Annotated in this window: 14 protein-coding genes and 1 pseudogene; 4 read left to right on the top strand and 11 right to left on the bottom strand. The window is 74.6% G+C overall.

The annotated features are described in order from the left end of the window. Positions 1 to 264: LysE family transporter (locus CLT75_RS32500; RefSeq protein ID WP_167796991.1), on the top strand; the 264-nt coding region annotated here is incomplete at its 5' end. Positions 265 to 277: 13 nt separating this feature from the next. On the opposite strand, the gene CLT75_RS32495 is transcribed toward CLT75_RS32500, so the two are convergent. The 10 genes from CLT75_RS32495 to CLT75_RS32450 all read right to left on the bottom strand — a co-directional run bounded on the left by CLT75_RS32495 (position 278) and on the right by CLT75_RS32450 (position 10,563). Further along, positions 278 to 1,207, bottom strand: a complete 930-nt coding sequence (locus CLT75_RS32495; protein WP_135243859.1) for a sporulation protein — start codon at positions 1,205 to 1,207, stop codon at positions 278 to 280. 103 nt (positions 1,208 to 1,310) lie between these two features. Beyond that, positions 1,311 to 2,375: a hemolysin family protein gene (locus CLT75_RS32490; protein WP_135243858.1), complete on the bottom strand. Its 1,065-nt coding sequence runs from the start codon at positions 2,373 to 2,375 to the stop codon at positions 1,311 to 1,313. Continuing rightward, entirely contained in the window at positions 2,372 to 3,727 is a 1,356-nt protein-coding gene (locus tag CLT75_RS32485; protein ID WP_135243857.1) for a hemolysin family protein, read from the bottom strand. The genes CLT75_RS32490 and CLT75_RS32485 overlap by 4 nt, the downstream gene beginning before the upstream one ends. A gap of 163 nt (positions 3,728 to 3,890) precedes the next feature. Then, positions 3,891 to 4,220 carry a monovalent cation/H(+) antiporter subunit G gene (mnhG, locus tag CLT75_RS32480; protein WP_135243856.1) on the bottom strand — a complete coding sequence of 110 codons (330 nt, stop codon included), beginning with the start codon at positions 4,218 to 4,220 and terminating at the stop codon, positions 3,891 to 3,893. Between the two features lie 58 nt (positions 4,221 to 4,278). After that, entirely contained in the window at positions 4,279 to 4,542 is a 264-nt protein-coding gene (locus CLT75_RS32475; protein ID WP_120571077.1) for an MrpF/PhaF family protein, read from the bottom strand. Beyond that, complete coding sequence (locus CLT75_RS32470; RefSeq protein ID WP_135243855.1) at positions 4,539 to 5,189, bottom strand: Na+/H+ antiporter subunit E; 651 nt, start codon at positions 5,187 to 5,189, stop codon at positions 4,539 to 4,541. Before CLT75_RS32470 ends, CLT75_RS32475 begins: the two co-directional genes overlap by 4 nt. Next, positions 5,186 to 6,691: a Na+/H+ antiporter subunit D gene (locus CLT75_RS32465; RefSeq protein ID WP_135243854.1), complete on the bottom strand. Its 1,506-nt coding sequence runs from the start codon at positions 6,689 to 6,691 to the stop codon at positions 5,186 to 5,188. The genes CLT75_RS32470 and CLT75_RS32465 overlap by 4 nt, the downstream gene beginning before the upstream one ends. After that, a complete protein-coding gene (locus CLT75_RS32460; protein ID WP_135243853.1) occupies positions 6,688 to 7,170 on the bottom strand; it encodes a Na(+)/H(+) antiporter subunit C in 483 nt (160 codons plus the stop codon). The genes CLT75_RS32465 and CLT75_RS32460 overlap by 4 nt, the downstream gene beginning before the upstream one ends. Beyond that, positions 7,167 to 10,001, bottom strand: a complete 2,835-nt coding sequence (locus CLT75_RS32455) for a Na+/H+ antiporter subunit A (protein ID WP_135243852.1) — start codon at positions 9,999 to 10,001, stop codon at positions 7,167 to 7,169. Before CLT75_RS32455 ends, CLT75_RS32460 begins: the two co-directional genes overlap by 4 nt. A gap of 238 nt (positions 10,002 to 10,239) precedes the next feature. Beyond that, positions 10,240 to 10,563 carry a hypothetical protein gene (locus CLT75_RS32450; RefSeq protein WP_135243851.1) on the bottom strand — a complete coding sequence of 108 codons (324 nt, stop codon included), beginning with the start codon at positions 10,561 to 10,563 and terminating at the stop codon, positions 10,240 to 10,242. Between the two features lie 264 nt (positions 10,564 to 10,827). Between CLT75_RS32450 and CLT75_RS32445 the strand changes: the two are divergent. The 3 genes and pseudogenes from CLT75_RS32445 to CLT75_RS32435 form a co-directional block, all read left to right on the top strand. Continuing rightward, positions 10,828 to 15,447: pseudogene (locus CLT75_RS32445) on the top strand (Lhr family helicase); the annotation flags it as partial. Positions 15,448 to 15,476: 29 nt separating this feature from the next. Next, positions 15,477 to 15,980: a GNAT family N-acetyltransferase gene (locus CLT75_RS32440; protein ID WP_135243849.1), complete on the top strand. Its 504-nt coding sequence runs from the start codon at positions 15,477 to 15,479 to the stop codon at positions 15,978 to 15,980. Beyond that, the gene (locus CLT75_RS32435; RefSeq protein ID WP_135243848.1) at positions 15,977 to 16,765 is read left to right on the top strand and encodes an SAM-dependent chlorinase/fluorinase; all 789 of its coding nucleotides are present in this window, start codon (positions 15,977 to 15,979) and stop codon (positions 16,763 to 16,765) included. The genes CLT75_RS32440 and CLT75_RS32435 overlap by 4 nt, the downstream gene beginning before the upstream one ends. Before the next feature lie 147 nt (positions 16,766 to 16,912). Here CLT75_RS32435 and CLT75_RS32430 read toward each other — a convergent pair whose 3' ends face one another. Further along, positions 16,913 to 18,163, bottom strand: a complete 1,251-nt coding sequence (locus tag CLT75_RS32430; RefSeq protein WP_135243847.1) for a hypothetical protein — start codon at positions 18,161 to 18,163, stop codon at positions 16,913 to 16,915. Positions 18,164 to 18,196: the final 33 nt, after the last annotated feature.

Raw genomic sequence — 18,196 nt, 5'->3', positions numbered from 1 at the left:
AGCCTGCTCAACCCGAAGGCGATCCTGTTCTTCGTCTCGTTCTTCATCCAGTTCGTCGACCCCGGGTACGCGTGGCCGGCGCTGTCGTTCCTGCTGCTCGGGCTGATCGCGCAGGTCGCCAGCGCGCTCTACCTGACCGTGCTGATCTTCACCGGCACGTACCTGGCGGCCCAGTTCCGGCAGCGCCGGCGGCTGGCCGCGAGCGGCACGACTGCCGTCGCGGTGCTGTTCCTCGGGTTCAGCCTGAAGCTCGCCGCCGGCTGACGGTCGGCACCGGTCAGGTGCCGTCGCCGCCTCCGCCACCGCCGCCGATGCCGGCGCCGCCGGCCGTGCCCCCGAGGCCGTAGCCCGGCGCGACGGGCCGGTCGGGGTGGCGGCTGACGTGCGCCGACTCGCGGATCGTGGCCGACCAGTCGGCGTGCGCGGCGGCGGCCGCGTGCCTGTCGATGGCGTGCCGCAGCCAGCCGTCCACAGTGGCCACCCAGTCGCGCTTGTCGGCACCGGCGTGCCAGACCCGGAACCGGCTGATGCTCTGGTGGGTGATCCCGGCCAGGGAGAGCCGCCGGTCCAGCCAGAGCAGCACTTCCATGCCGGCCGAGTCGGTCAGCATGATCATTTCGAGTTCGGTCATCGGGCCGGCGTAGAGCGGGGCGGCCCAGAAGCCGTACCACTGCTGGAACGGCAGCGTCTGCTCCACCCCCGGCAGCCGTCCCTCGCGCAGCCCGGCCTGCCGGATCGCGAAGCCCAGCGTGTCCAGCGCGGCGAGCACGTGCTCCTGGGAGGGCAGCGGGTGGATCAGCACCGGCACCATCGCGCCCTGGTCCACCTCCGGGTCCACCGACACCTCTGTACGCAGCCCGGTACGCAGGCTCAGCAGCGGCACCCCGCCGTACGTGGTCACCGGCGACTCCCACGGCAGCGGCACGGCGAACTCGACGGCCCGCCGCCGTCCGGCCGGCACCACGAACCGTCCCGCGATCGTCCACGTCTGGAACTGCACCAGGCGGCGCGGCGCCTCCGGGTCCTCCGGTTCGACCTGGGTGACCAGGCCGAGCCGGATGTGCCGGACCGGCACGTCCGACCCGCCGGCGCTGAGCGTCACCCGGCCCGGCAGGCGCAGACCCGGCCGGGTGCTCGGGTTGGGCAGCGTGGTGCTCACCGAGAGCCCGGTCCAGGCGGAGTCCCGCGACACGCCGGTCAACCGCATGCCGGGGCTTTCCCGCTGCCCGCCGGGCCATGCCCCACCGAGACGGACGCCGGCCCGGCGAAGTGGTTGTCCCACCTCGCCGGGCCGGTACGGATCACGACGGTCAGCGCATCCGGCGCCCTCGCGGCACCGGGTCGGTCTCGTCGTCGAACTCGCCGATGACCTCCTCCAGGAGGTCCTCCAGCGCGACGAACCCGATCGGCCGGGTCGGCCCGCCACCGTTGCTCACCAGCGCGAGCTGCGCCTGCCGCGCCCGCATGGCGGCCACCGCCTCGGTCACCGACGCCTCGGCCGGCAGCGTGAAGGCGCTGGTCATCAGCTCCTCCGCGGTCGCCGGGCGGCCGGTGGTGACGGCGCGCACCGCCTCGCGTACGTGCACCAGGCCGCACACCTCACCACCGGTGTCGACCACGGCGAGCCGGGACCGGCCGCTGTCGCGGGAGACGTGCTCGATCCGCTCGGCGGTCTCGCTCCGGCCCACCGTGACGATCTGGTCGAACGGCTCCATCACCTGGGCGACGGTGGTGCCCTGGAGTTCCAGCATGCTGGTCAGCAGCTGGTGCTGCTCGGCGCCGAGCAGCCCGTGCTCCCGGGACTGCTCCAGCAGGATGCGCAGCTCGTCCGGGCCGTGCACCTGGGCGAGCTGGTCCTGCTGCTGCACCCCGAACAGGCGCAGCATCGCGTTCGCGAGCCCGTTGAGCAGGGACAGCACCGGCCGGGCGATCCGGGCGAACGCCCGGAACGGCAGCGCCAGCAGCATCGCCGACCGCTCCGCGTCGGTGATCGCCCACGACTTCGGGGCCATCTCGCCGACCACCAGGTGCAGGAACGTCACGAGCGACAGCGCGAACACCAGCGCCACCACGTGGCTGACCGCCTCGGGCAGGCCGACCGCGTGCAGCAGCGGGCTGAGCAGGTGCTCGATGGCCGGTTCGGCCAGCGCGCCCAGACCCAGCGTGCACAGCGTGATGCCGAGCTGCGCGCCTGCGAGCATCAGGCTCAGCTCGCGGACGCCGTCCAGCGCCGCGCGGGCCGCCCGGCCGCCACCGGCGGCCGCCTGCTCGAGGCGGTACCGCTTGGACGCGACGAGCGCGAACTCGGCGGCCACGAAGAACCCGTTGAGCGCCAGCAGCACCACGGAGAAGAACAACGCGAATCCGGGGCTCACGCGGAACCCTCCCCGGACACGGAGGCGGCGGGCCGCAGCCGCACCGAGTCGGCCACGTGCCGGTCCACCGCCAGCACCTCGACCAGCACCCGCGGGCCGCCGGCCGGCTCGTCGCCGTCCGTGGCGACCGGGATCTCCAGCCGGTCACCGACCTCGGGCACCCGGCCCAGCTCCCGCATCACCAGACCGGAGAGCGTGTCGTACTCGGGCGCCTCGGGCAGCTCGATGCCGGTGCTGTCGGCGACCTCGTCGATGCGCCAGCGCGCCGGGACCACCCAGGAGCCGTCCTCCTGCCGGGCCGCGGCCCGGTCCGGCGGGTCGTCCTCGTCGCGGATCGGCCCGACCAGCTCCTCGGCCAGGTCCTCCAGCGTGATCACGCCGGCGAAGCCGCCGTACTCGTCGACCACGCAGGCGAGCTGCCGGTGCCCGGACCGCAGGCGGTCCAGCACCGTCGGCAGCGGCAGCGTCTCGGGCACCAGCAACGGGGGTACGGCCACCGCGTCGACCCGGGTGGTCGCGCGCTGCGCCGGGGGCACCCCGAGCACGTCGGCGATGCCGACCACGCCGACCAGGTCGTCGACGCCCTCGGCGCCGCTCACCGGGAACCGGGAGTGGCCGGTGTCGAGCAGCTCGACGATCCGGCTGACCGGCTCGTCGGCCCGGATGGTGTGCACGTCGACACGCGGCACCATCGCCTCCCCGGCGGTCAGCTCCCGGAAGTCCAGACCCCGGTCCAGCAGGTCGGACATCTCGGCGTCGAGGTGCCCCTCCTCCCGGGACTCGGCGATGATCTGTTCCAGGTCCTGCGGGGTGGCGCCGCTGGGCAGCTCCTCGATCGGCTCGATGCCGATGCGGCGGAGCAGCCGTACGGCGGCCCGGTCGAAGAGCGTGATCAGCGGACCGGCGATCTTCAGGTAGATCAGCGTGGACCGGGACAGCGCCCGGGCGAGCGGTACGGCCCGCGCGATGGCCAGGTTCTTCGGGGCCAGCTCGCCGAGGACCATCTGCACCACGGTGGCGATGATCAGGGCGAGGGCCACCGACAGCGGTAGCGACACCGAGCTGGACAGCCCGGCCACGCCGAGCAGGTCGGCCAGCCCGGCGCCCAGGTACGGCTCGGCGACGTAACCGACGAGCAGGGCGGTCACGGTGATGCCGAGCTGCGCGCCGGACAGCATGAACGAGAGCCGCCCGGTCACCTCCAGGGCCCGGGCCGCGGCACGATCGCCACCGTCGGCGAGCTGCTTGAGCTTGCCACGGTCCACGGCGACGTAACCGAACTCCTGGGCCACGAAGTAACCGGTGGCGGCGGTGAGGACGGTGATGAGAAGGAGACCGACGAGGATCAACACGGGAGGTTCAGTGCTCCCGGGGTCGTCGGGGAGGGAATTCGCCGGGTATTACCCGGCCGGCTACTGCTGCCCTCCGGGGCAGGAGAGTCGATCATGCGGCCCATTTTATCGGTACCCGCTGGACGTTCGCTGAGGGTGCCGGGAAGCCTCCCGCACGTCCGGTTCAGCGTCCGGCCAGCTCGTCGGCGTCCAGCAGCGTCCGATCGACCCGCCCGGAACGGTACGCGGCCCGGCCGATCATCTGCGCGGCCACCGGCGCGGTGGAGAGCTGGAAGATCGCCACCAGGACCAGCATGCCCAGATCCGAGGGGGTACGCAGGCGCAGCGCCAGCCCGGCCAGCAGCAGCAGGACGCCCAGCACCTGGGGCTTGGTGGCCGCGTGCATCCGGTCCAGGACGTCCGGGAAGCGCACCAGCCCGATGCCGGCGACCAGGGCCAGCGCCGCCCCGGCCAGCAGCAGCACCCCACCCACCCAGTCCGCGACGGCGCTCATGTTGAGCCTCCTTCCGTTCGCGACTGCGGGGCTCGCAGAACCGGCTCACCCCTCGCGCTCACGATTCGGCCCGGACCGCGAAGCGCACCAGCGACACCGACCCGATGAAGCCGAGCAGGGAGAGCACCACCAGGACGGGCAGCGTGGTGGCGTGCCGGTTCACCGCTGCCTCCGCCCCCACCGCGGCGAGCATCGCCGACAGCAGCAGGTCGGCGCCGACGACCCGGTCGAGCAGGGACGGGCCGCGGTAGATCCGGGCCAGGGCGAGCAGCGCGGTGGCCGAGAGCAGCACGGTGAGCGCGACGGCGAGCAGGACTGTCACTGGTGGTTCCTCCGTTCCACGGGCTCGATGTCGAGCCGGCGTACCTCGTCGGGAGATCCGATGGCGCGCACGATGCGCCGTTCGACGGCGAGCACGCGCTCGCGGCTGCCGGCTATGTCCTCGGGTCCGCGCACGTCGAGCAGGTGCACGTAGAGCACGCCCTCGGCCCGGTCGACGTCGAGGATCAGCGTGCCCGGCACCAGCGAGATCACCTCGGCGGTGAGCGCCAGGTTGAGATCGGTGCGCACGCGCAGCGGCACCGCGATGATCGCGCCGCGCGGGCGGTAGCCGAAGCGCAGCGCCACGGCGGCCACGTGCAGGCTGGCGCTGACCAGCTCCGCGACGAACGTGGCAGCGAACACCAGCAACGCGCGGGGGCGTACCCGGCCGCCGAACGTGACCGGCGGCAGCGGGAAGAACAGCAGCACGGCCACGCCGACCACCAGGCCGGCGACCAGGTTGCCCCAGGACACGTCGCCCCACAGCAGCATCCAGGCGACGACCAGCCAGGCGAGCGCGACCGCCTGGTCCCGCCGCCGCCCACCCCGGCCGACGGGCCGCACGGGCGCGTCCGGTGCGGGCGCGGCCCGGGGCACGCCCGCCGGCCCACCGGTCGCGCCCGCGCCCGGGGGCAGGTCGTCGGTCACGGCACGTCCCGGGGCAGGACCGCCCGCACGTACGGGGTGCGCTCGCGCAGGTCGGTGGCCGCGTCGGCGGTGACCTGGAACAGCGGCCCGGCCACCAGCGTGAACAGCACGCCCAGCGCCACCAGGGCGGTGGTCGCCCCGACCATCAGTCCGGGCAGCCGGGCCGGCGGGGTGGTGGTGGCCAGCCGGGGCTCCCGCCAGAACGCGATGTTCCACACCCGGGAGGCCGCGTAGAGCGTGAGCAGACTGGTCAGGGTGCCCGCCGCGACCAGCACGGCGGGCAGCACGCCGCCGGCCGCCACGCCCGCCTGGAGCAGCCCGAGCTTGCCGAGGAAGCCGGAGAACGGCGGGATGCCGGCGAGGTTCATCGCGGGGACGAAGAAGAGCACGCCGAGCATCGGCGCGATCCGCGCCAGGCCGCCGATCCGGCGCAGGTCGGTGCTGCCGGCGCGTTCCTCGACCAGGCCGGCGACCAGGAACAGCGTGGTCTGGATGGTGATGTGGTGCACCACGTAGAAGATCGCCCCGGACAGGCCGGCGACGCTGCTCAGCGCCACCCCGAAGATCATGTAGCCGATGTGGCTGACCAGCGTGAACGACAGCAGCCGCTTCAGGTCCGACTGGGCCACCGCGCCGAGGATGCCGACCACCATGGTCAGCCCGGCCACCACCATCAGCAGCGTGGCGACCTGGCCGCCGGGGAACAGCAACGTCTCCGTGCGGATGATCGCGTACACGCCGACCTTGGTGAGCAGGCCGGCGAAGACCGCCGTCACCGGCGCGGGCGCGGTGGGGTAGCTGTCCGGCAACCACGCGGACAGCGGGAACACCGCCGCCTTGATCCCGAACGCGAGCAGCAGCGTCAGTTGCAGGGTCAGGCGTACGCCCGACGGCAGCGCGTCCAGCCGGCCGGCGAGCTGCGCCATGTTCAGCGTGCCGGTGGCCGCGTACACCAGCCCCACGGCGGACAGGAACAGCAGCGAGGACAGGATGCTGACCACCACGTACGTCGACCCGGTCCGCAACCGCACCTCGGTGCCGCCCAGCGTGATCAGCACGAAGCTCGCGGCCAGCAGGATCTCGAAGCCGACGAACAGGTTGAACAGGTCCCCGGCCAGGAAGGCGTTCGTCACGCCCGCGGTGAGCACCAGGTACGTGGGGTGGAAGATACTCACCGGCGCGGTCTCGCTCGTCTCCCCCCGGCCCTGGCCGATCGAGTAGAGCAGCACGCACAGCGTCACCGCCGAGGAGACGAGCACCATCAGCGCCGCGAGCTGGTCCGCCACCAGCACGATGCCCACCGGTGCCGGCCAGCCGCCCACCTGCACCACCACCGGCCCGAACCGGTACGCCTGCACCAGCAGCACCGCCGCCACCACCAGGACGCTGGACAGGCAGAGCACGCTGATCGACCGCTGCAGCCGGGGCCGGCCGGACAGCACGAGGGTGAGCGCCGCGCCGAGCAGCGGCACCACCACCGGCAGCGGGACGAGGGCACTCATGGTTTCTCCCCGTCCCGGTGCAGCCGCCGCCGCGCCGGCTCCGGGTCGACCTGTTCCGGGTCCTCGTCCGGGCCCTCGCCGCCGAGGTCCGCCGTGGACACCTCGTTGCTCTCGGCTAGGCGGACGATCTGCCGGTCCTCCAGGTCGTCCTGTACCTCGTCGTCGCCGCTGGTGTACCAGCTCCGGTAGGCGACAGCGAGCAGGAACGCGGTCAGCCCGAACGTGATCACCACGGCGGTGAGCACCATGGCCTGCGGCAGCGCGTCGCTCATCTCGCTCTGCGACGCGGACCCCACGAGCGGGGCGGCGCCGGACCGCCCGCCGAGCAGGATGAGCAGGTTCACGCCGTTGCCGAGCAGGATGATGCCGAGCAGGATCCGGGTCAGGCTGCGTTCCAGCAGCAACGTGACACCGGCGGCGACGAGCACGCCGACCGCCAGCACCAGCACCAGCGTCGGCCCGGCCGCCCCGCGGATCATGGTCGGCCCTCGCGCTGGACCACCAGACCGCGACCCGCCTCGCCCGCCGCCTCCACGTGCCGGTCCACCTCGGCGCCCAGGCTGCGCAGGATGTCCAGCACCAGCCCGACCACCACCAGGTAGACGCCGATGTCGAAGAACAGCGACGTGACCAGGTAGAAGTCACCGACCACCGGCAGCCACAGGTTGACCTTCACGCTCTGGAGCACCTCGCCGGTGAGCGCCAGGCCGAGCACGCCGCTGCCGACCGAGATGCCCAGACCCGCGCCGAGCACCGTGCCGGCCCCGACCGGCGCCGCCTCGGCCAGCTCGTACCGGCCGCCGGCCAGGTACCGCAGGGCCAGCGCGAGGCCGGCGACGAGCCCGCCGGCGAAGCCGCCGCCGGGGGCGTTGTGCCCGGAGAAGAGCAGGAACAGCGAGAAGATCAGGACGGTGTGGAAGATCAGCCGGGTGACCACCTCGAACACGATCGAACGCCGCCGTTCCGGCAGCGTCTGCCCGCCGCGCAGCCACACCGTGCGCCGGTCGCCGGCGCGCATCGCGGCCGGTGGGGGACGGCGGGGACGCGGCCCGGTGCGGGACCGCTCGTAGATCAGGCTGGCCACGCCGGTCGCGGTGACCACGAGCACCGAGATCTCCCCCATCGTGTCCCAGGCCCGGATGTCGACCAGCGTCACGTTCACGACGTTGCGGCCGTACCCCTCGACCAGGGCCAGGTCCGGGAAGTCGGCGGAGATCGACGGCGCCCGGCGCGCCCCGGCCGCGGCCAGCGCCAGACCGGCCATCACCACACCGGCGGCGATCCCGATGCCGCGCCGGACCCAGCGGCTGCGGCGCAGCGGACGGGCCGAGAAGCGCTCCGGCAGCCGCCGCAGCACCAGCACGAACACGGCGATCGTCGCGGTCTCCACCAGGAACTGGGTCAGCGCCACGTCCGGCGCGCCGTAGAGGACGAACATCATCGCGGTGCCGTAGCCGGTCACGCCGACGAGCAGCATCGCGGTGAGCCGGCGGCGCGCGCCGACCGCGAGCAGCGCGGCGACCGCGATCACCACGCAGACCACGAGCTGGGCCGGGTTGTCCCAGGGCGCCAGGTCGACCCGCCACGGCGTGGTGGCGATCATCGCCCCGCCCGGCACGAACACCAGCACGAGCAGCACGGTGCCGAGGTACTGCGGCAACGACCCGCGCTGGGTGGCGCCGGTGACCTCGATGGCGAGCCGGTCGAAGGCGTGCGTCACCCACTCGTACCCCTGGTTGCCGCCCACCGGCGAGCGCAGCCGGGCCAGCGCGGGCGCCAGCGGGCCGCGGACCAGGTGCAGCACCACACCGCCGGCCAGCACGAGGGCGGACAGGCCGAGCGCCGCCGTGGTTCCGTGCCAGAGCGCCAGGTGCTCCTCGACCGGCCCGAACAGCTCGGCGTACGGCTCGAACAGGCCGCTCAGCCACCCGGCCGCCGGACCGGCGGCGAGCCCGGCCACGGCGAGCAGCGCCGGGGGCACGAGCATCGCGGCGGGCGGCCGGGCCAGCTCGGTGTCCGGCGTGCCGGGCCGGGTGCCGAACGCGCCCCAGAGGAACCGGATGCTGTACGCGACGGTGAGCGCGCTGCCCACCACCAGCACGGTCAGCACCAGCGGATCACCGGTGAACGCGGCGAGCGCCGCCTCCTTCCCGACGAACCCGAGCAGCGGCGGCACCCCGGCCATCGAGGCGGCGGCCAGCGTGGCGACGACGGCCAGCACCGGCGCGGTCCGCCTGACCCCGGACAGCTCCCGCAGGTCACGGGTGCCGGCCTCGTGGTCGAGGATGCCGACGACCAGGAACAGCGCCGCCTTGAACAGGGCGTGCGCCGCCAGCATCGCCACCCCGGCCAGCGCCGCCTTCGGGGTGCCCGCGCCGAACACCACTGTCAGCAGGCCGAGCTGGCTGACCGTCCCGTACGCCAGCAGCAGCTTCAGGTCGGTCTGCCGCAGCGCCGCCCACCCGCCGATGACGAGCGTGACCAGTCCGGCGACCACGGTGACCGGCCGCCACCCGTCGACCGGGGCGAGCACCGGGCCGAGCAGTCCGATGAGGAAGATGCCGGCCTTCACCATCGCCGCCGCGTGCAGGTACGCGCTCACCGGCGTCGGGGCGGCCATCGCCACCGGCAGCCAGGCGTTGAACGGGAACACCGCGGACTTCGCCAGCGCCCCGGCGAGGATCAGCAGCACCGCGACGACCAGGTACCCGCCGCCGGGCAGCGGCGCCGCCGCCACCGCCGACCACCGGTAGCCGCCGGCGTGGTGGCCGAGCAGCAGGAACCCGACGAGCATGGCGAGCCCGCCCAGCGTGGTCACTGTGAGCGCCTGCGCGGCGGCCCACCGGCTGGACCGGCGCTCGGTGCTGTGCCCGATGAGCAGGTACGAGAAGACGGTGGTCAGTTCCCAGAACACGTAGAGCAGCAGCAGGTCGTCGGAGACGACGAGGCCGAGCATCGCCCCGGCGAAGGCGACCATGACGGCGGCGAAGCGGGCCAGCCCGGTGGACCCGGGCGGGAAGTAGCGGGCGGAGTAGACCAGCACCAGCGCGCCGACGCCACCGACGAGCAGCAGCATCAGCCAGGACAGCGTCGTGACGCGCAGCGCCACGTCGAGCTGGAGCTGCGAGATCCAGGGGTACGTCTCGACCACCGCGCCGCCGTCGCGTACCGCTCCGGTGTGCGCCGCCGCCCACACCGCTGTGGCGGCCGGGGCGAGCGCGAGCAGCAGGCAGGCGCGCGGACCCCACCGGCGGACCAGCAGCGGAGCGAGCAGCGCCGCCACCAGGTGCACGATCAGCAGGACGAGCACGCGTACTCCCGGTCGAGGTGACAGCGCGCGAACACGCTGGTGTCACAACCGATCACACGCCACAGAGGCACCGAACCGGGCGGTTTTCCCCAAAACCCACCCTTACCCCACCGGCCCACCCGACGTGCGCCACGCCCTGTGGCCCGGTGATCAAGGAGTTCGTGTCCGGGGACGCGCCGGAACCCGCCGCAAACTCCTTGATCACCCGAGGTGGTGGGGGTGAGGAGGGAGGGGGCCGTCAGGGGGTGGGGTTGGGGGTGGCCAGCTGGCGGGCGGCGCGGTCTACCGCGCGCTGGGCGGCGGCCAGGGAGCGCAGCGGCAGCCGGGCGTCCCGGCTCTCCCGGCGCTGGACGAAGTAGTGCACGGCGGCCCGGACCCGGGCGCGGTCGGCAGCGCTGGACCGGGCGGTCGCCAGGATCATCTCGCGCAGCCGCGCGGCGAGTTCCTCGGCCAGCTCCAGATCAGGACCGTGCAGCCCGGCGCGGAGCGCCGCCAGTCGACTGTCGACCTTGCGGATGAGCACGTCGGTTCCGGACCCCCGGCCTCGCTCCTCGACGGTCATCCACGCCTCCACCCCACGCCGCATCGCGAGTGAAGTTACTTTATGTTGCAGCCCACAAGCAAGCAGTTAAGTAAGACTTAACGGAATAATCGCCCATTCCATTCTTCGACTGCCGCCCGCGGGACGGAACGGTCCGGCGGCGGGCCGGATGTCGCACCCGCGCGGCAGGATGGGTGCGTGGCGGACGAGGTGGCCCCGTCAGGCGGGTCGGGCAGGTCAGGCAGGTCAGGCGGGTCGGGCGGGGCAAGCAGGTCGGGCGGGGTGCTGGCGGAGTTCGGCGCGGCGACCCGGGAGTGGTTCACCGCTGCCTTCGCCGCCCCCACCCCGGCCCAGGAGGGCGCCTGGCGCTCGGTCGCCGCCGCCCGCAACGCGCTCGTCGTCGCACCGACCGGCTCCGGCAAGACGCTCGCGGCGTTCCTCTGGTCGCTCGACCGGCTCGCCAAGGAGCCGCCGCCGGCCGACCCCCGGCGCCGCTGCCGGGTGCTCTACGTCAGCCCGCTCAAGGCGCTCGCCGTCGACGTGGAACGCAACCTGCGCGCCCCGCTCACCGGCATCCGCCAGGCCGCCTCCCGGCTCGGCCTGGTCCCGCCGGACGTCACCGTCGGGATGCGTACCGGCGACACCCCGGCCGACGAACGCCGGACCTTCGCCCGCACCCCGCCGGACATCCTCATCACCACACCCGAATCGCTGTTCCTGCTGCTCACCTCCGCCGCCCGCGACTCGCTGCGCGGCGTCGACACGGTCATCGTGGACGAGGTGCACGCGGTCGCCGGCACCAAGCGCGGCGCCCACCTGGCGCTGTCCATGGAACGGCTCGACGCGTTGCTGGAGCGTCCCGCGCAACGGATCGGGCTGTCCGCCACCGTCCGGCCCATCGACGTGTGCGCCCGCTTCCTCGGCGGGGCGCGCCCGGTCGACGTGGTGCAGCCACCGTCGAACAAGACCATCGAGGTCAGCGTCCAGGTCCCGGTGGAGGACATGACCCGCCTCGACGAGCAGGAGCCACCCGAGGACGATCTCGGCGGCCTCGCGCCCCGCCGCCCCTCGATCTGGCCGGCGGTCGAGGAACGCGTGTTCGCGCTGATCCGGGCGCACCGGTCCACGATCGTGTTCACCAACTCCCGGCGCAGCGCCGAACGCCTCTGCGCCCGCCTCAACGAGCTGGCCGCCGAGGAGGTGGAGGCGGCCTCCGCCCCGGAGGGCGGTCGCGTGGCCCGGGGCGGTGAGCCGGTGCGCGTATCCGATCTGCTGCCCGGCGCCGACGGCCCGCCGGCCGGCGACGGGGCCGGGCCGGTGCGCGCGCCTCGGCAGCCGGCGGAGGTGATGGCGCAGTCCGGCGCGGCGGCCGGGGCGCCGGCGGTGATCGCGCGGGCGCACCACGGCAGCGTGTCCCGGGAGGAGCGCAAGCAGATCGAGGAGGCGCTCAAGTCCGGCCGGCTGCCCGCCGTGGTCGCCACGTCCAGCCTGGAGCTGGGCATCGACATGGGCGCCGTCGACCTGGTGGTGCAGATCGAGGCGCCGCCGAGCGTGGCGGCCGGGCTGCAACGGGTCGGGCGGGCCGGGCACCAGGTCGGCGCGGTCTCGCGCGGCGTCGTCTTCCCCAAGCACCGGGGCGACCTGCTGTCCTGCACGGTGGTGGCCGAGCGGATGGGCGCCGGGGCGATCGAGGAGCTGCACTACCCGCGCAACCCGCTCGACGTGCTGGCCCAGCAGATCGTCGCGATGGTGGCGCTGGAGCCGTGGCGGCTCGGCGACCTCGCGGTGCTGGTCCGGCGGGCGGCGCCTTTCGCGGAGCTGCCGGACTCGGCACTGCACGCGGTGCTCGACATGCTCTCCGGCCGCTACCCGTCCACCGCGTTCGCCGAGCTGCGTCCCCGGCTCGTGTGGGACCGCGCCACCGACGTGCTGACCGGCCGCCCCGGCGCCCAGCGGCTCGCCGTGACCAGCGGCGGCACCATCCCCGACCGGGGCCTGTTCGGGGTCTTCCTGGCCGGCGCGGAGCGGGCCGCCCGGGTGGGCGAACTGGACGAGGAGATGGTCTACGAGTCCCGGGTGGGTGACGTGTTCCTGCTCGGCTCGTCGTCCTGGCGGATCGAGGAGATCACCCCGGACCGGGTGCTTGTCTCCCCCGCGCCGGGTCAGGCCGCCCGGATGCCGTTCTGGAAGGGCGACCAGCTCGGCCGCCCGGTCGAGCTGGGGCGGGCGATCGGCGCCCGGGTCCGGGCGCTGCTGCGGCAGTCCGACGCCGACGCGGTGGCGGCGCTGCGGGCCGGCGGGCTGGACGACTGGGCGGCCGGCAACCTGATGAACTACCTGCGCGAGCAGAAGGCGGCCACCCGGTCGCTGCCGGACGACCGGACGGTGGTGGTCGAACGGTTCCGCGACGAGCTGGGTGACTGGCGGCTCGCCGTGCACTCGGTGCTCGGCGCGCGGGTCAACGGGCCGTGGGCGCTGGCGATCGGGCGCCGGCTGGCCGAGCGGTACGGCGTGGACGCCCAGGTCATGCCCTCCGACGACGGCATCGTGGTGCGCCTGCCGGACACCGCCGAGACGCCGCCCGGCGCCGACGTGGTCGTCTTCGAGCCGGACGAGATCGCGCAGCTCGTCGAGGAGTCGGTGGGCACGTCGGCGCTGTTCGCGTCCCGGTTCCGCGAGTGCGCGGCCCGGTCGCTGCTGCTGCCCCGGCGTGACCCCCGGCGGCGGCAGCCGCTGTGGCAGCAACGCCAGCGCGCCGCGCAACTGCTCGACGTGGCCCGCGAGTACGCCGACTTCCCGGTCACGCTGGAAGCGGCCCGCGAGTGCCTCCAGGACGTCTTCGACCAGCCCGCCCTCGGCGAGCTGATGCGCGACCTGGCCGCCCGCAAGGTACGCCTGGTCGAGGTGGAGTCCGAACGACCGTCGCCGTTCGCCAGGTCGCTGCTGTTCGGGTACGTCGGCGCGTTCCTCTACGAGGGCGACGCCCCGCTGGCCGAGCGGCGGGCCGCCGCGCTGGCGCTCGACTCCGGGCTGCTCGGCGAGCTGCTGGGCCGGGTCGACCTGCGGGAGCTGCTCGACCCGGAGGTGCTCGCCGAGACCGCCAGGCAACTGCGCTGGCTCACCGAGCAGCGACGTCCCCGCGACCCGGAGGACGTGGTCGAGCTGCTGCGCGTGGTCGGTGACCTGAGCAGCGCCGAGCTGGCCGAGCGGGGTGTGCCGGAGTCCTGGCCGGAGGAGCTGGCCGCGGCCCGGCGGGTGCTGCGGGTCCGCATCGCCGGCGAGGACCGCTGGGTGGTCGTCGAGGACGCCGCCCGGCTGCGTGATGCGCTCGGGGTGGCGCTGCCCGTCGGGGTCGCCGAGGCGTACCTCGCGCCGGTGGCCGATCCGCTCGCCGACCTGGTCGCCCGGTACGCCCGCACGCACGGCCCGTTCGCGGCCGCCACCTGCGCGGCCCGGTTCGGGCTCGGCGTGTTCGTGGTGGAGCAGGCGCTGCGGCGGCTCGCCTCGGGCGGCCGGGTGGTCTCCGGGGAGTTCGCCCCGGACACGGTGGGCACCCAGTGGTGCGACGCGGAGGTGCTGCGCATGCTGCGCCGCCGTTCGCTGGCCGCCCTGCGCCGGGAGATCGAGCCGGTGCCGCCGCGCGCGCTCGCCGCGTTCCTGCCCCGCTGGCAGCAGGTCGGCTCGTCGGCCCGGGGCGTCGAGGCGGTCGCCGCCGCGGTCGAGCAGTTGCAGGGCGTGAGCGTGCCGGCGTCCGCGCTGGAACGCCTGGTGCTGCCCGCCCGGGTCGCCGACTACTCCCCCGCCCAGCTCGACGAGCTGTGCGCCGGCGGCGAGGTGGTGTGGGCCGGCGCGGGCGCGATCTCCGGCGGCGACGGGTGGGTGACACTCGCGTACGCCGACGTGGCGCCGCTCCTGCTCCCGCCGCCGGACGAGGCACTGACGCTGACCCCGCTGCACGAGTCCGTGCTCGACGCGCTCGCCGACGGGCAGGCGCTGTTCTTCCGCTCGCTGTCCGACCGGGTCGGCGCCACCGACGACGCCGCCCTGTCCGGCGCGGTGTGGGATCTGGTGTGGGCCGGTCACCTCACCAATGACACGCTCGCGCCGCTGCGGGCGGCGCTCGGCGCGGGCGGGGCGCACCGGTCCCGGCCGTCGGCGCCCCGCACCCGCTACCGCCGTCCGGGGCGGGTGGCGCTGCCCAGCCGGGGTGGTCCGCCCACCATGGCCGGTCGGTGGTCCCGGCTGCCCGAACGCGACAGCGACCCCACCCGCCGGGCCGCCGCCCTGGCCGATCTGCTGCTGGAACGGCACGGCGTGGTGACCCGGGGCGCGGTCGTGGCCGAGCAGGTCACCGGCGGCTTCGCCGGGGTCTACCCGGTGCTGTCCGCGATGGAGGAACGCGGGGCGGCCCGGCGCGGCTACTTCGTCGAAGGGCTCGGCGCGGCGCAGTTCGCGGTGCCGGGCGCGGTGGACCGGATCCGGGCGCTCGCCGACGACTCCCAGGGCCGGGGCGGGCCGACGGTAGTGCTCGCGGCCACCGATCCGGCGAACCCGTACGGCGCGGCACTGCCCTGGCCGGAACGCGTCGTCGACTCCGGCGACGGCGCGGCACCGGCCACCGGCCACCGGGCCGGGCGCAAGGCGGGCGCGCTTGTCGTGCTCGTCGGCGGCGACCTGGTGCTCTACGTCGAGCGGGGCGGCCGGACGATCCTGTCGTTCACCGACGACACCGACACGCTCGGCGCGGCCGGCAAGGCGCTCGCCGACGCGGTGCACTCCGGTGCGCTCGGCGCGATCTCGGTGGAACGCGCCGACGGCGAGGCCGTGCACGCGTCCCCGCTGCGCGACGCGCTGACCGCCGCCGGTTTCCGCGCCACCCCGCGCGGCCTGCGCCTGCGCGGCTGACCGCTCGAAGTCCCGGTTAGGGTGGGCCGGTGGCCTCGATCCGGGTACGCCAGGCGCGCGACGGGGACCGTGCCGCGCTGACGGCGTTGCACGAGCGGGAGTGGGGCGGCCCGATCGTGGTGGTCCACGACACCCGCTACGACCTGCGTGATCTACCCGCGCTGGTGGCTGTCGACGACGACGGCGCGTTCGCCGGGGCGCTGGTGTACCGGGTCGACGCCGACGGGCTGGAAGTGGTGAGCCTGGTCGCGTCGGCACCGGGCAACGGCGCCGGCACCGCCCTGCTGGCCGCCGCCGAGGAGGTGGCACGCGCAGCCGGGGCGGACCGGATCTGGCTGGTCACCACGAACGACAACCTGGACGCGCTGCGCTTCTACCAGCGCCGGGGACTGCGCATCGAGGCGGTGGACGCAGGCGCCGTGGACCGGGCCCGCGCGGTCAAGCCGACGATTCCCCAGGTCGGCGCGGACGGGATCCCGCTGCACGACGAGCTGCGCCTGGCGCGGCACCTGACCGGGACGGGCGACAAGTGAACGGCACCCCGCTGTGTGTCTCGCTGACCACCGACTACGGGCTGTCCGACGGGTTCGTGGCGGCGTGCCACGGCGTGCTGGCCCGGCTCGCCCCGGCCGTCCGGGTGATCGACGTGACGCACCTGATCCCGCCGGCCGACGTACGCCGGGGCGCGGCGGTGCTCGCGCAGACGGTGCCGTACCTGCCGTGGGGCGTGCACGTCGCGGTGGTCGACCCGGGCGTCGGCACGACGCGGCGCGGCATCGCGCTCGCCGCGCCCGGCGGCCTGCTGGTCGGGCCGGACAACGGGCTGCTGATCCCGGCTGCGGAGGCGCTCGGCGGGGTGACCGACGCGGTGGAGCTGACCAACCCCGACTGGCTCGGCCCGGTCGTCTCCCGCACGTTCCACGGGCGGGACGTGTTCGCGCCGGTGGCCGCCCGGCTGGCGCTCGGCGCGCCGCCGGCCCAGGCGGGACCGGCAGTCGACCCGGGCACGCTGGTCCGGCTGCCGGAACCGGTGGTACGCGCGGAGCCCGGCGGCCTCAGCGCCGAGGTGCTGACCGTCGACCACTTCGGCAACGTCCAGCTCGCCGCGCCGGGCACGCTGCTCGACGGCCTGCCGTCCCGGCTACTGGTGAACGGCCACGAGGCGGTCCACGGCCGCACCTTCGGCGACGCGGAACCCGGCGCCCTGGTGGTCTACGTCGACTCCGCCGCCCAGGTCGCCGTAGCGGTGAACACCGGCCGAGCCGCCGACACCCTCCAAACCACCCCAGGCGACGTAGTAACAATCACCCACCCCTGACCCCCTCCCCGCCTCCCCGCCTCCCCGCCTCCCCGCCTCTCCCCCGCGATCTTGCAGTTGGTGCCCTGGCATAACGGGCGAATGCCCCCGGGACAGGGCCGAAACTGCAAGATCGCGGAGGAGAGCGGGGAGGGACGGGGACGGCGCTCAGCAGCGGGGGACTGTGCCGCCGTAGATCGAGGACAGGTACGCGTGGCTGACGTAGTTGCCGCCCACCAGGCGGTACCACCTCGTCGTCGTGCGGTACGTGCCGGCGATCCGCTGCCCGGTCACGTAGCACTGCACCGGCACGTGGGCGTACGTGGCGGCCAGCCCCCGGCTCGCGTACGAGGTGCTCGCCCCGGCGCGCAGGTTCAGCGGCCCGGACCCGACCACGGCCCGCGCCCCGCCACCGGTCCACAGCAGCGTCACGTCCACCCACGCGTTGTCGGTGAGCCGCAGCCCGTCCCAGAACGTCCCGTCAGCCAGGTCCATCCCGGCCGGGTTGCGGACGGTACGGCCGAACTGGTCGCGCCCGCCGTTGTAGCCGTTCTGGTACGCCGCCTGCGCCTCCGGCAACCCGCGCGGCAGGTCCTTCCAGTTCTCCCGGACCGACGCCGGGTTCCACCAGTCGTCGCGGGTGTTCCACGGCCCGACGTCCCACACCGGGGCGTACTCGCAGCGGCTGCCGTTCGTCGTGCAGACCTTGACGGTGTAGTCGCCGGTGTTGCGCGGGGACAGGCCGCGCCGGGTGGGCAGCGCCGCGAAGTGGTCCCGGGTACGCACCGTGTGCCCGTTGGCGGTGATGCCGCCGACCAGGCCGATCCGGGTCGCGTACACCCGGTACGTGAGCGCGGCGGCCGGCTGGACCGCCGTGGTGGCGACCCGGTCGGCGGCCAGGGTCAGGCCGGTGACGGTGGCCTCCGACGCGCTGCCGCTGGTGGTGAGCACGACGCGCGCCTGCACCCGGCTGACCGGTGCGTCGAACACCGCCTCGGTGGCGTCGCGCCACTCGGTCCAGCCTCGGCCACGCCAGCCGCGTACCTGGGCCACCGCCGCACCCCCGTCGCCGGTGCGGGCGGCGAACTGTGCGCGTACCCGGGTCGCGGGCCGGTCCAGGGTGCGCGGCGCGGAGAGCAGGATGCCCTCGGCGACCGGTCCGCCGACGGCGGCCGGGCGGGTGCGGGCGGTGGGCCGGGGGTCGGCCAGCCGCAGGCGGCCGGACCGCCAGGCGACGTTGACGTCGTCGCCGCCGGCGACGGCGAGGTCGACGGACCAGCGTTCGGGGCCCGGCGCGGCCGCGCGGGCGGGTGCGGCCGTGGGCGGGGGCGCGGCCGGCGCGGGCGTGCCGGGCAGTCCGGCGGCCACGGTGAGCAGGGCGGTCAGGGCGACGACGGTACGACGTCGTGAATGAGCCATGGGCATCTCCTCAGAACCCCCTGATCGTGGCGT

This window comes from Micromonospora sp. CNZ285 (assembly GCF_004637285.1).
Note: the sequence above shows the minus strand (reverse complement) of the source record. Positions and strands in the feature narration are given on the sequence as shown.

Coding starts and splice junctions, on each gene's coding strand:
- mnhG (WP_135243856.1), bottom strand. CDS start 4,220: ATGAGCGCCGTCGCGGACTGGGTGGGTGGGGTGCTGCTGCTGGCCGGG.
- CLT75_RS32450 (WP_135243851.1), bottom strand. CDS start 10,563: ATGACCGTCGAGGAGCGAGGCCGGGGGTCCGGAACCGACGTGCTCATC.
- CLT75_RS32430 (WP_135243847.1), bottom strand. CDS start 18,163: ATGGCTCATTCACGACGTCGTACCGTCGTCGCCCTGACCGCCCTGCTC.
- CLT75_RS32465 (WP_135243854.1), bottom strand. CDS start 6,691: ATGAGTGCCCTCGTCCCGCTGCCGGTGGTGGTGCCGCTGCTCGGCGCG.
- CLT75_RS32495 (WP_135243859.1), bottom strand. CDS start 1,207: ATGCGGTTGACCGGCGTGTCGCGGGACTCCGCCTGGACCGGGCTCTCG.
- CLT75_RS32460 (WP_135243853.1), bottom strand. CDS start 7,170: ATGATCCGCGGGGCGGCCGGGCCGACGCTGGTGCTGGTGCTGGCGGTC.